The sequence below is a fragment of the Acinetobacter bereziniae LMG 1003 = CIP 70.12 genome, assembly GCF_000368925.1.
GTDB classification, from domain to species: domain Bacteria; phylum Pseudomonadota; class Gammaproteobacteria; order Pseudomonadales; family Moraxellaceae; genus Acinetobacter; species Acinetobacter bereziniae.
Map to the genome: position 1 here is coordinate 78,484 of NZ_KB849754.1, position 12,048 is coordinate 90,531.

Consider the following 12,048-nt stretch of genomic DNA (forward strand, 5'->3'; position numbering starts at 1 on the left):
GCTGATGTTTAAGATAAATCTGCCACCAAAAGTTGAATCTGAGTAACGCAATTGAACATTTAAAAATGTAAAGCATTGAAATTTATATGGACATAGACAATCTAATTTGCCCTATATTTGCAGACATTCATTTTTTTCGTGAACCCTTAATTTCACAACTCTTTAAATCTGATATCCAAAGTCTGCATCCATACATACCCCCTACGTAAACTGTCTAATAAGTCACATTATACGAACTACTGAACATGTTATACCTGTTTTACACGCTGTAAAGTCAGGTACATCAGTAAATAGATAAAAACCAACGAGGCTTTATGAAACATAAATTATGTGATCGTTGCTGGAGGGTGTTTTTGGAGTCTCGAAGACCTCCTTAGAAATCAGGACGGCGTAACGTCAACGAAGATGTGTAGTGGCACTGAAATGGCGACTGCGCAAGACGTGAAGATGAGCTGTCTGATAGCAACGGATTATCAAGCAGAACCTTCTTAAATACAATTTATTCCACGCCAATACAGCGTGCTGTCTTTCAAATCACTAGGAGAAATTTATGTCACGTTTGAACACCCCTACCACAATCGACGCCGCGCCTACTGCTACCCATACCTCACTCAAGGCTGTGGAAAAACAACTGGGCCGCGTTCCTAACATGTTCCGCGTCGTTGCCAACAGCCCTGCTGCGCTGACTGGCTACCTGCAATTGAGCGCAGCATCAGCACAGGGCGGCTTGGGTACAGCGACTCTTGAGCGTATTGCCCTAGCCGTCGCTGAGATCAACGGCTGCGATTATTGCCTTGCTGCCCATTCCTTCCTAGGCCGTAAGGTGGCCAAGCTTGATGATGCTGAACTCACTGCCAACCGCAGCGGTGCATCAAATGACCCTAAGGCCGACGCAGCCGTGCGTTTTGCTGCCGCCGTAGTCCGCCAGCGCGGGCAAGTCAGCAATGACCAGGTCCAAGCGGTGCTGAACGCTGGCTACAGTGATGCACATGTAGTGGATATTCTGTTGGCTGTTGCCCTGAACACTTTCACTAACTACGTTAACGAAGTGACACAGACCGAGGTCGACTTCCCGGCCGTTCAACCACTAGGCATTGATGTCTAATCCATTGGTGCTCAACTACAGCAATTACCTAAGTTAGGTTCGACTCGAGTAAACATATAGTTTTTCTCAAGAGTCATATCATTTTAGTGGGCTACATAGAGTGAGTCCACATGGCTAAAAATAATTGGAGATATAAGATGACTATTCCCGAAATTGAAAATGGTGTCCAGACTACCAATACCCTTAGTAATAATCTCGGTGCAAAAATCACTAAGTTTGGTATAGGTGGCATCTACGTTGCCATGACGATAATATATTTGTGGTTTGGTGGCATGAAATTCACTAGCTACGAAGCAAACGGTATACATGGTTTTGTTAGTAATAGCCCTCTGCTTTCGTGGATGTATAGCTTCCTCAGCATTCAAGGATTCTCAAATTTTCTGGGTGTGCTTGAAATTTCAGTTGGCCTGTTAATCGCTGCACGAGTTTTCTCCCCTAAGCTCGCAATCTTGGGCGGTGTACTTTCAACCGGACTCTTTTTTACGACATTGTCGTTCATGCTGACTACACCCGGTGTTTTTGAGGCATCTCTTGGGTTTCCTGCGATCTCTGTGGTTCCTGGCCAGTTTTTGCTAAAAGATTTAGGCTTGTTTGTCGTGTCTATATTTATCGTAGGTACATCACTTACAGCACTGGAGCACAAAACCAAATAAGCCGAACCCGAAACAACTATTAAGTTAGAGGGTTCCTAAACACATTAGAAACCCTTTATTTTTATCATTTAAAACACCTTTTATAAGTGCTTCAAGTACGTGCCTTACTAAATAATATCACTTCATTGGTCTTAAAAAGGCAAAATACAGTATTCAAAAACTGTAGTGGTCAACTATTTTTGGCCACATCGATATAGTCTGAAAAACGGTGCGTTCTTGAAACCCGAAATGAATAATGCACTCATTTTTTACTTTATGGCAATGCGTTGATATCTCGAAATTTTCGAGAGTCTCAGTTCCGTGATTGTCAGAAATGTCCGCTTTCAGTGAAAAGCGCCGATTTTGTCGAATCTCAGTGAATTTCAGCTTTTGGCACAAAGCCGAGATCCGACGAAGTGGTACTTTCCGTGAAAGTTGTGGTGCGATTAATTTGCAACACGTGGTAAGGAGCGGTTGCAATGTGGTGGTAAATTAAGTGCAATTAATCAAGAAGGTGAATCAATGAGTGAACAACTGAACTGTCAAAGCCGCATGGATGCGGCGACAACTCTGTACTTGCCGCAAATAACTATCCCCGTCCTGCTAAACCAATGACGTAACTCCTATCTCTCCCGACTTGTTGGAACAAGTCGCACTCACAAGGTGCAATTAAACACTGAACAAAAATTCATGGATGAATGGTTACCGCCGAAGGACTCGGCGCAAATAAAAAACGTACATACCATTATACACAGTATGTACGTTTGAAATTAAAGCCGCTGACGTTATATGTAAAGCCCTGTCACTCACTCACACGCGAATAGACACTGTTTTTACTATATACTCCAACAAGGGGGATTTTTATTTTATCTTAGTGTTAATTAAACACGTTCGATAATCGTCGCGATACCTTGACCTAAACCAATACACATGGTCGCAAGACCGATTTGTGTATCTTGTTGTTCCATTACGTTCAACAACGTGGTTGTAATACGTGCACCAGAACAACCCAATGGGTGACCCAATGCAATCGCGCCACCATTCAAGTTAATGATGTCTTGCTTGTCATAAACGCCTAGACCTTTCATGGCTGATAAGCCTTGAGCAGCAAATGCTTCGTTTAACTCGATGGTTTGGATATCCGCCATGCTTAAGCCAGCACGTTTAAGCGCTTTTTGAGTTGCAGGTACAGGACCATAACCCATGATTGCAGCGTCACAGCCTGCAACCGCCATAGAGCGAATCACAGCACGTGGTTTTAAACCAAGTGATTGAGCGCGTTCAGCAGACATCAACAACATTGCAGAAGCACCGTCAGACAGCGCAGAAGACGTTGCCGCAGTGACTGTACCGCCTTTCGGGTCAAATACAGGACGTAAACCTTTGAATGCTTCAAGGTTTGCATCTGGACGAATCACTTCATCGATGTCGCATAGGATTTTGAAGCCATTGGCATCATGACCTTCAACACCTATGACTTCGTTTTTGAAACGACCTTCTTGCGTTGCAGCCCAAGCGCGGCGGTGAGATTCAACACCGAACGCATCTTGTTCTTCACGCGTAATGCCGTTCATACGACCTAACATTTCAGCCGTTAAGCCCATCATGTTAGACGCTTTTGCATAGTGCTTAGACGCTTCTGGGTTGAGGTCGATGCCGTGCATCATGCCTACGTGACCCATGTGCTCTACACCACCGATGATGAAGATATCACCTTGGTTGGTTGCAATCTGTGCAGCAGCGGTGTGAAGCGCTTGCATAGATGAACCACAAAGACGGTTAACTGTTTGACCTGCCACAGTTTTTGGAAGGTCAGCCAATAAACCAATGTTACGGCCAATGTTCATACCTTGTTCTAAAGTCTGGTTTACACAGCCCCAGATCAGGTCTTCAACTTCATTGGTGTCAAACTGGTTACGAGCAACTAAAGCACGAACCAATTCAGCCGATAAGCTGTCAGCACGTACATTGCGGAACATACCGTTTTTGGTTTTACCCATTGCTGAACGTACGCCATCAACGATGACAACGTCACGTGGATTTAAAGTAGCCATTCACGTTGCTCCTTAACCGTAGAATTTTTTGTTGTTAGCAGCCATGTCACGCAACATTTGTGGCGCTTCATAAGCCTTACCTAAGTGTGTGTATTTGTCACAAAGTGCAACGTATTCAGCAACACCTGTTTGGTCGATGTAACGGCATGGACCACCACGGAATGGAGGGAAACCTACACCCATAATCATTGCCATGTCTGCTTCAGAAGCAGTCGCTACGATGTTGTCTTCTAGGCAACGAACAGTTTCGTTACAGAAAGCCAGCATCATACGGTCAATGATTTCTTGAGCATCAAACTCGCGTTTTTCTGCAGTTGCCACAGTAGCAACAAGCTCATACGCAGTTGGATCAACCACTTTGGCTTTTTTGCCTTTACGGTCAAGTTCGTATTTGTAGAAACCAACGTCGTTCTTTTGACCCAAACGTTTGTTTTCGTACATGATTTCGATTGAACCTTTGAAGTCTGGCTTCATGCGGTCAGGGAAACCTTCAGCCATCACTTCTGCACCGTGAACGCCCGTGTCGATACCAACAACGTCGATTAGGTAAGCAGGACCCATAGGCCAGCCGAATTTTTCCATCACTTTGTCGACTTGTTGGAAGTCAGCACCGTCTTTCAATAGAAGGTCAAATGCACCGAAGTAAGGGAACAATACGCGGTTTACTAAGAAACCTGGGCAGTCGTTGACAACGATTGGGGTTTTACCCATTTTCTGAGCAAGAACCACAGTGGTCGCAATCGCTTCAGCCGAAGTCTTCTCACCACGGATCACTTCTACCAATGGCATCATGTGTACTGGGTTAAAGAAGTGCATACCGACAAAGTTTTCAGGACGTTGTAGGTTTTCAGCCAAACGTGTGATTGAAATGGTCGAAGTATTTGAAGCAATGATCGTGTTGTCACGAACGTTCTTCTCAGTTTCAGCAAGTACAATGCCTTTTACTTTTGGATTTTCAGTTACCGCTTCAATCACGATGTCCACTTCTTTAAACTCGTCATAGCTTAAAGTTGGACGGATGCGCGCAAGCGTTTCACCCATTTGAGCAGGTTTCATCTTCTTACGTTCAACTTGTTTGGTCAGTAAGCCATTGGCTTCTTTCATACCCAAAGCAAGTTGCGGGTTACCAATGTCTTTCATGATGATTGGTGTGCCTTTGCTTGCCGCTTGGTAAGCAATACCGCCACCCATGATACCCGCGCCTAATACAGCCGCTTGGTTTACAGGGTGCGCACCTTTTTCATATTTCTTCGCAGTTTTCTTCACCACTTGGTCATTGATGAATAAACCAATCAATGCACCTGCTTGTGGTGTAATCGCTGCTTTTGCAAAACCAGCCGCTTCAGCTTGAAGTGCTTCATTACGTGGAAGGCTTGCACCGGCTTGTAATGAGTCAAGAAGAAGTTTAGGCGCAGGGTATTGAGCAGGATTTGCTTTTGCAAGTACCGCACCTTTCGCCGAGTTGAACGCCATCATTTGTTCGATTGGGTTCAATTTAACAGGGTCAAGTTTTTCCTGACGTTTTGCTTTCCAGTCTACACGGCCAGCAAGGGCTTGTTTAACCAAGTCAATCGCAGCGTCTTGTAGTTTGTCTGCAGCAACAACCGCATCAACCGCACCGTCTTTCAGTGCAGCAGCTGGTTTTTTAGGATTAGCCATGGCCATCCATTCAACTGCATTGTCGATACCAATTAGACGGCTTAAACGAACCGTACCACCGAAACCAGGGAAGATGCCCAGTTTAATTTCAGGAAGACCGACTTGAGCCGCGTCTGACATCACACGATAGTCACACACGAGACACATTTCAAAGCCACCGCCCAATGCCATACCATTGATCGCAGCAACTTTAGGAATCTCTAAATCTTCAAACGCGTTGAAGATGTCGTGAACAGGCAATGCCCAATCCACAATCGCTTGTTCGCCTTGAGCGAAGTTTGCACCAAATTCAGTAATATCTGCGCCAACGATAAATGTAGATTTAGCCGAAGTAACGATTAAGCCTTTGATGTCACCGTTTGCTTTAACAGCGTCAATTGCAGCTTTGAAATCTTCAATCGTTGCACGGTTAAATTTGTTGACCGACTCACCTTGTAAGTCAAAGCGGAATTCTGCAATTCCGTCCGAAAGCATTTGGACGGTAATGGCATTGCCAGCGTGGATCATGCCTGATCTCCTTTATTTTGGAGGACTTCTAAGTTGATGTTGTGAAGCGAGTACGTCATTCCTACGTACATCTATGCTCCGCCAATCTTACGATAACTATATCGAAAAAGAACATAACAAGTTGTATCAAGCCGTGACGCAAGGGTCATCTATTTTTATTCAATTATTTCGTGTGCTTGCGTGATGTATTTTTGAATGATGCGGCCTAAATAGAGTGAAGTTTTTGTTTCATTTAAGATTTTTTATGGATGAGTGATCAAAAAACGATTAGACCGCGCCCTTATGTTTCAAGTCAACCTTTGCGCCGATTTTGGCAATTTAGTCAATGCTGCACTTGCAGGTAAACCCAAACAGAATGAAAACTTGTGATGAAAAGCTGGAAATAGGACGTACTTTGCAGCCTATGTTACAATTCGCAGTCTAGACCGAATACCGGTCTTTTTCTTTTATTTCGTTTTCTTTGGTTTCCAGGTTTTCATATGATTAAGTGGATCATTCTGGCGATTTTTATTCTTTCTGCACTTTACATTCAGCAACGTGGGAAGGTTCGTCACTCGTTTTATCGTCAATTTTTCGATCACTCAACGATTCTTGCGCCGATAAACTACCTCATGTACATGTTTTCAAAGGTGGGTGGTGTTTTAAAAAGTATGCTGACATTAAATGAAGCCATTATTGATGTAAAAGAAGGTTAAGTCGAAGGCTTTAAAATGGTTTTCAAGCTTTTTGGAGAAATTGCAACTTCTTCTAAAACCACGCCTTATTCGATGCCTTATTTTGCAATTATTACCTTCAATTCCTACAGTAAAAAACTTACCAATACTTTGCTTGCAGTTTTTAAAAGCAGTGATGAAACTGTCCCAATGATCACTTGCAATTCGGGTGTAGTGAATACCTAATTGTTTAAGCTTTGTCTTCAACCTTTGGACTGTAGCTAAATCTCTCTTACCCCAAACATAAGCAACAATCTCACCTGTTTCTCGATGGTAGGCGTAAATAAGCCATTGTTTATTATTTTTATTTCCAACAAAAGTCCAGAATTCATCTACTTCGAGAGATTCATAATGACTTTGTTTAGGCTGAATTTGATAGGCCGATTCAGTTAAAGTCCGTAAGACTTTACCGATACTAATGCGCTCAACTTCAGCGATATCTCGTATACCGCTGCCTCTGACCATTAACTGTAATATTTTACGAGTAATGCCAGAATTACATCCTAGATAGCTCAGAGCATGGTCACCAATAAACTGACGTTTGCAGTCTTTGCATTGGTAGTTTTGTTTCCCATCTACTTTGATGCCATTTTTCTTTATACTGTCACTGAGGCAGGTTGGACATTTGATTTCTAGAGTTATTTGCATTTCTCTATTTTATCAAAATTCAACCTGCTTTTTTTTAGCATACTTTTTGATACACCACCCGAACAACTTCTACCAGTAAAAAATTAACCCCGAAAAGTTCAATGTGTTTTTCAATCTCTTCAACAGGGATTTCCAACTGCATTGTAGATACGAGGCTTTCTACGTGGACCAGTGGCTTACCAATTTGCTGTAACTTTTCATAAAGCTCATTTGCATTCATGGGTTGGTTCAATCCGTTTTTTATATTTTATTCAGCACAGCCAATGTCGCATTGAGCATATCGACTGAAACCTCTAATTTTTTTGCTAAACGGGCCATGTGGCCGTCATCAAGTATTCTTAATGCCTTATGTAATGAAGTATAGTTTTTTAGCTCTGAAAACTCTTCAATTTTTTCATTGATATAGACATCATCTAAACCAGCTTCTTCAAAACACTCAATTACAGATAAGCCAACATATGAAAGTTTCTGTTTTTTAACATATGTTGATTGTTTTTGGTCTATTAAACCAAGTTTCACAGCAATTTTGTGGCTTTCACCACGCTTAGGTAGTCGATTGTTTGTGATGACCCTTGTATTGAAAAATTCTTTTTTTACTTGTTCAAAAGTCTTAGCCATTACGGGCACCATCAAAAGTTAATTATTTCGATCGTTTACGATATATCTTTAGAAGTACAAGAAGCGAATAAATTATTAATCTTGGTTCGCTCTAGCGCGTGGATGTGCATCTTTATAAGAACTAATCAACGTTTCGTGATCTACAAGAATATATACTTGTGTCGAAGATAGTGATTTATGACCTAGCATTTCCTGAACGGCGCGAATATTTTTTGTTTTGTTATACAAGTGCGATGCAAAACTATGTCTCAAAGCATGAGTACTACCAATATGTCCAGAACCATGCGCCTTTAACAGAGCTGTAATGCATGCACCTAAATGGTTTTTCGCAATATGTTTGCCAGATGGTGCAATGAATAAATATCCGCAGTCTTCTACTCCAGCTTTTGAAATCCAACGATTACGAACTAAAAGCCAAGTAGAAATAGCCTCTAGTGATTTTTTTCCTAAAAAAACAATCCGTTCATTATTTCCTTTACCCAATACCTTTAGTTGCATAGCACTGAGGTTGATATCACTTAGTTTGATGGCATGTAATTCAGAGATACGTAAACCGCCAGAATAAGCAATTTCTGCAGCTGCTAGATCTCTTAACTTTTGATTATTGTATTTCGGATTTAATGGCGTCTTGTTATCAAGTATCTCATTCAACGTATTCACGGCGATCGGGCGCGGTAAGCTTTGATTTTTGAACTTAACCCGAATGTCAGAAAAGAAGTTTTCAGGTATATATTCCTTACGCAGACAATAGTTCAGGAAGTTTTTTAAAGCTGATAAATTTTTGTTGAGTGTTCTTGCAGAAACAATATCAACATCGATTCGATGCAACCGAAATGATGTGATGTAATCGCGGTCTAGTTCCAATAGATGTTTACCTTTAAAAAAAGGCATTTCTAACATCAAAAGTAAGCTCTTTTTGTATTCATTAATTGTCATGTCGGACTTATTTTCAAGCTTCAGGCTATCCAGCCATTCTTGAATCAATTCCTCATTCGTCATGCTATGCATGGAAAGGTTTTCCGACATAATAATGCTTAAAGCTCTTGGATGGTTTTTTCTAGCTGAACCTGTTCGTCAGCCTTACTTAATTTTATGACATTTTGCACAATATCCATATATTCTTTTACTGATATTTTGCCATCTGCTTTCGCTGCGTCCACAGTTTTGCGTAAAAATGGATTATCTGAATATTTTTGGAATAAAGTGAAGGCTTTAAGGTCATTCAACGCGTCTGCATTAATTGAGCCATTAGAATGTTTAATGATGCAATTTTTCACCTGGTTTTCAGGTGTTTTGATGTAAGTAACTTCGGGCATAAATAGTTTGTATTTTGTAACCAATTGCACCTCATTAGAAGCTAAGCAACTGTATACAATTTGCGATATTGGTTCTTTTGGACCACTAACACTCCACCCTCCCGTAACCATTAAAAATGGGATGTTTGAATACGGGTATTTGAATGTATCATCAACCAGCTTATTAAACTCATATGCTGTCGATAGGTAGCGATCGTTTGTAAAAACATCAACATGTGACATATCCTTCGGAACTTCTGTGCATCCCCCGATCATGATTACAGATGCAATTGAAAGAAGTAATTTCTTCATAGTTCTAACCTTAATTAGATATCCTTTCTAAGTTACAAGTAACTTTTGCTTAGGCTACGGTTAATATTTATCCAGGAACAAAATAAAGCGGTCGATAGTGACCGCTATATACATTAGAAATTGAATTTTTCAGTGTTGTACGCATAGATTTTATTAATATCAATGCGTTTACCTTGCATGGTTGTTATTGCAGTTGGTTGGAATTTAATTGCAAGATCTTTAATTTCAACGTCTTTCCATTCTGGCATGGAAGACGGTATATCAATAGTGCGGCGCTCTTTGGTACGGGTAGCTGGTATCCAGTGGTTTAACTTAACCATTGAGTCACCTAACAATGTACCTCTTTTGCGATCAACAATGCGTAAGTTTCCTTCCACCGAACGTATTTTTAAACCAGAATAGTTATCAATTCCATAAGTAAATGTGTTTTGGTTTTTACCGTAAAAACGTACTGTAAATTGATCGCGCATATAATAATCGTAATGTGCTTTTAATACCTGAAGCATAGTTTCACGATCTACAACATTTTCGACAATATCTTTGTCAGTACGTAAGGACTGCAGTTTATTAAGTGCTGGTTCAACATTCAATTGTTCGTCTGATACGTTTGGATTAACTAAAGGGTTACGTTGAGGGTAGAAAATATCGTTTAAGTAAGCTGTGTGCTGAACTAATAAATACATCGCTCGTTGTCGAGTATTCATCTGTTGATAAAGGTGAGCTGTCGCTTTGTATCGTTGATTTGAATTGTTCTCAAAATAGCTATCAGACAGTTTATATTCGCTGATTTCAGGTGTAAGGCCACCAGCAACAACATTAAAGTTTTTAGATGGCGTTAAAAGCCCCACGTAAGCTTCTTTAAAGTTTGGATTTGGGGTTGGTACATCATCATAAGCAAAAGCAGTATGTGCTATTACAGTACCAAGGATACCCACCATCGCAGTTTTTAATAGTTTCATTCAGTATTCTCTGTATAACTTTAAAAGGGTTTTATGTTTGAAAGTATAATACTTTATTTTTGTGCATTTAAAAAACCACTATTTAAACTTAAAGTAAAAATAATAATATTTCTTAAACCTATTTAACGCCATTCGTTAAACTATCGCTTAATCTCATTAGTCTTTTAAAGGTCAGGTAGTTTTTTGGTAGTAGTTTAGAATTAAGCGTTAAATTTGAGCATTGATCTAAGTCAATTTGGGCATTTTGATCGATAGGAAAGAGTTGTCCTTGATATGCAAAACCAGTCGAATTTTTAGCGATCGACTCAATCAAAAATACACCGTATTTATCTTGTTCCGTGGCCACTGTACTTAAACCACCTAAGGATGTAATCAGGTTTTTAAAATATCCTGGTATTGCGTTCTTAGTGCGTAAGAATTCTATTTGATTTTCAAATGCTTCAGGTGTGAGACATAACATAAAAGCATTTTTCTTTTCTTCTGGCGTTTCAAATACCTTGCCATTGGTCCACGACAGGATATTCGGCTTGAATACATGCAGTACTTCAACCGATTTAAGAAGATCCGCTACATTTGTTTTATGTTGTTCATCGGCTTCAGGCACAAACTGATTTTTGGTATATACCGCAGTACAAAACCACTCATAATCAATTAGCTGATTATCGGCATCTAATGGTTCATACAGCAAATACACGGCGCTATCACGCTTAATGGCCAACAGTGGTGATACTGCATATTGTTCTGCAAACTGAGTGATTGCATCCAAGAGCTCACTTGATATGTTGAGTTTTTTGGCATTGAATTCATCGCAAATTAACAGTAATTCTTGAGTGAGTGTTGGTACCACGTTTAACGGCGAACCAGTCTTGTTCAGCATCTCGTTAATAGCATTCTCAATTGCCCCTTTTGTTAGGCTATTGATGAACTGCAGCTGCTCTAATGAGATCCCTTCATGATCCAAAGCCTGTATGACCAGATCAAAAGCATGACGAATTTTCTTCTCAAAATGGTTTGCGTACGATAATCCCCAAGCGTCAGAAAAAAATGAGACTGTTTGTTCTGTATAGCTGGTATTCATTAGGGTTTTGGCAAGTTGCGCGTTACCGATTAAGTCACTTTCATCTTCTAATTTTTTACGCAAGTACTTCTCAATACCTTGTTTGCGAACGTACTGGATCTTCTTCAGGTTTTGACTTGATAGCCAAGTCTTATATTGCGATACAGCATATTGAATGTTCATATCGGCATATGCAGTAATACGGCAAGGTATACCATCAAAGAACGTTGGTAGAAGCACCTGTAAGAGCTCTAAATCACAAAGAGAAGCATAGATAACGCCGTCAGCCACTTCAAGTGATGTGGGTCTAGGATTTTAGACCACGCCTATAAGTGATAATCTACTCCCCAATAAGCATGGGAAATGCTTGTTTTTGGAGTCAACCATGACACGAAGAAAACGTCGTAATCATTCAGCAGAGTTTAAAGTTAAAGTTGCTCTCGCAGCAATTAAAGGCGACCACACACTCGCTGAACTTTCTACTCAATT

Annotated in this window: 13 protein-coding genes; 4 read left to right on the forward strand and 9 right to left on the reverse strand. The window is 40.6% G+C overall.

Features of this window, described 5'->3' with window-relative positions:
* The first annotated feature begins 330 nt into the window (after nt 1–330).
* The 3 genes from F938_RS24640 (at nt 331) to F938_RS00455 (ending at nt 1,758) form a co-directional block, all read left to right on the forward strand.
* Nucleotides 331–492, forward strand: coding sequence for a peptide-methionine (S)-S-oxide reductase (locus F938_RS24640; protein WP_223213851.1), 162 nt, complete (start codon nt 331–333; stop codon nt 490–492).
* A gap of 58 nt (nt 493–550) precedes the next feature.
* Nucleotides 551–1,105, forward strand: a complete 555-nt coding sequence (locus tag F938_RS00450; protein WP_000088799.1) for a carboxymuconolactone decarboxylase family protein — start codon at nt 551–553, stop codon at nt 1,103–1,105.
* Between the two features lie 137 nt (nt 1,106–1,242).
* Nucleotides 1,243–1,758 (forward strand): YkgB family protein, encoded by a 516-nt coding sequence (locus F938_RS00455; protein ID WP_005006241.1) that lies wholly within the window; start codon nt 1,243–1,245, stop codon nt 1,756–1,758.
* An 860-nt stretch (nt 1,759–2,618) separates the two neighbouring features.
* On the opposite strand, the gene fadA is transcribed toward F938_RS00455, so the two are convergent.
* Both fadA and fadB read right to left on the reverse strand, forming a co-directional pair.
* On the reverse strand, nt 2,619–3,791 hold the full coding sequence (fadA, locus tag F938_RS00460) for an acetyl-CoA C-acyltransferase FadA (protein WP_005006238.1): 1,173 nt from the start codon (nt 3,789–3,791) through the stop codon (nt 2,619–2,621).
* A gap of 12 nt (nt 3,792–3,803) precedes the next feature.
* Complete coding sequence (fadB, locus tag F938_RS00465; RefSeq protein ID WP_005028460.1) at nt 3,804–5,957, reverse strand: fatty acid oxidation complex subunit alpha FadB; 2,154 nt, start codon at nt 5,955–5,957, stop codon at nt 3,804–3,806.
* Between the two features lie 479 nt (nt 5,958–6,436).
* On the opposite strand from fadB, the gene F938_RS00470 reads away from it, so the two are divergent.
* The gene (locus F938_RS00470; protein ID WP_005006236.1) at nt 6,437–6,652 is read left to right on the forward strand and encodes an aspartyl/asparaginyl beta-hydroxylase domain-containing protein; all 216 of its coding nucleotides are present in this window, start codon (nt 6,437–6,439) and stop codon (nt 6,650–6,652) included.
* On the opposite strand, the gene F938_RS00475 is transcribed toward F938_RS00470, so the two are convergent.
* The 7 genes from F938_RS00475 to F938_RS00505 form a co-directional block, all read right to left on the reverse strand.
* Nucleotides 6,617–7,318: an IS1 family transposase gene (locus F938_RS00475; RefSeq protein ID WP_004282344.1), complete on the reverse strand. Its 702-nt coding sequence runs from the start codon at nt 7,316–7,318 to the stop codon at nt 6,617–6,619. The genes F938_RS00470 and F938_RS00475 overlap by 36 nt on opposite strands.
* Nucleotides 7,319–7,352: 34 nt before the next feature.
* Nucleotides 7,353–7,538 carry a hypothetical protein gene (locus F938_RS00480; protein ID WP_005006230.1) on the reverse strand — a complete coding sequence of 62 codons (186 nt, stop codon included), beginning with the start codon at nt 7,536–7,538 and terminating at the stop codon, nt 7,353–7,355.
* A 20-nt stretch (nt 7,539–7,558) separates the two neighbouring features.
* Nucleotides 7,559–7,936 (reverse strand): helix-turn-helix domain-containing protein, encoded by a 378-nt coding sequence (locus tag F938_RS00485; protein WP_005006227.1) that lies wholly within the window; start codon nt 7,934–7,936, stop codon nt 7,559–7,561.
* 75 nt (nt 7,937–8,011) lie between these two features.
* Nucleotides 8,012–8,962: a tyrosine-type recombinase/integrase gene (locus tag F938_RS00490; RefSeq protein WP_223213874.1), complete on the reverse strand. Its 951-nt coding sequence runs from the start codon at nt 8,960–8,962 to the stop codon at nt 8,012–8,014.
* Between the two features lie 8 nt (nt 8,963–8,970).
* The gene (locus F938_RS00495; RefSeq protein WP_005006224.1) at nt 8,971–9,543 is read right to left on the reverse strand and encodes a hypothetical protein; all 573 of its coding nucleotides are present in this window, start codon (nt 9,541–9,543) and stop codon (nt 8,971–8,973) included.
* Nucleotides 9,544–9,656: 113 nt separating this feature from the next.
* Complete coding sequence (locus F938_RS00500) at nt 9,657–10,502, reverse strand: hypothetical protein (protein ID WP_005006221.1); 846 nt, start codon at nt 10,500–10,502, stop codon at nt 9,657–9,659.
* Nucleotides 10,503–10,620: 118 nt separating this feature from the next.
* The gene (locus F938_RS00505) at nt 10,621–11,850 is read right to left on the reverse strand and encodes a hypothetical protein (RefSeq protein WP_005028463.1); all 1,230 of its coding nucleotides are present in this window, start codon (nt 11,848–11,850) and stop codon (nt 10,621–10,623) included.
* Nucleotides 11,851–12,048 lie beyond the last annotated feature (198 nt).

Excerpts from the sequence above, each read along its gene's own strand:
- fadA (WP_005006238.1), bottom strand. The coding sequence starts at position 3,791 with ATGGCTACTTTAAATCCACGTGACGTTGTCATCGTTGATGGCGTACGT.
- F938_RS00485 (WP_005006227.1), bottom strand. The coding sequence starts at position 7,936 with ATGGCTAAGACTTTTGAACAAGTAAAAAAAGAATTTTTCAATACAAGG.
- F938_RS00475 (WP_004282344.1), bottom strand. The coding sequence starts at position 7,318 with ATGCAAATAACTCTAGAAATCAAATGTCCAACCTGCCTCAGTGACAGT.
- F938_RS00495 (WP_005006224.1), bottom strand. The coding sequence starts at position 9,543 with ATGAAGAAATTACTTCTTTCAATTGCATCTGTAATCATGATCGGGGGA.
- fadB (WP_005028460.1), bottom strand. The coding sequence starts at position 5,957 with ATGATCCACGCTGGCAATGCCATTACCGTCCAAATGCTTTCGGACGGA.
- F938_RS00480 (WP_005006230.1), bottom strand. The coding sequence starts at position 7,538 with ATGAATGCAAATGAGCTTTATGAAAAGTTACAGCAAATTGGTAAGCCA.
- F938_RS00490 (WP_223213874.1), bottom strand. The coding sequence starts at position 8,962 with ATGTCGGAAAACCTTTCCATGCATAGCATGACGAATGAGGAATTGATT.
- F938_RS00450 (WP_000088799.1), top strand. The coding sequence starts at position 551 with ATGTCACGTTTGAACACCCCTACCACAATCGACGCCGCGCCTACTGCT.
- F938_RS00500 (WP_005006221.1), bottom strand. The coding sequence starts at position 10,502 with ATGAAACTATTAAAAACTGCGATGGTGGGTATCCTTGGTACTGTAATA.
- F938_RS00455 (WP_005006241.1), top strand. The coding sequence starts at position 1,243 with ATGACTATTCCCGAAATTGAAAATGGTGTCCAGACTACCAATACCCTT.
- F938_RS00470 (WP_005006236.1), top strand. The coding sequence starts at position 6,437 with ATGATTAAGTGGATCATTCTGGCGATTTTTATTCTTTCTGCACTTTAC.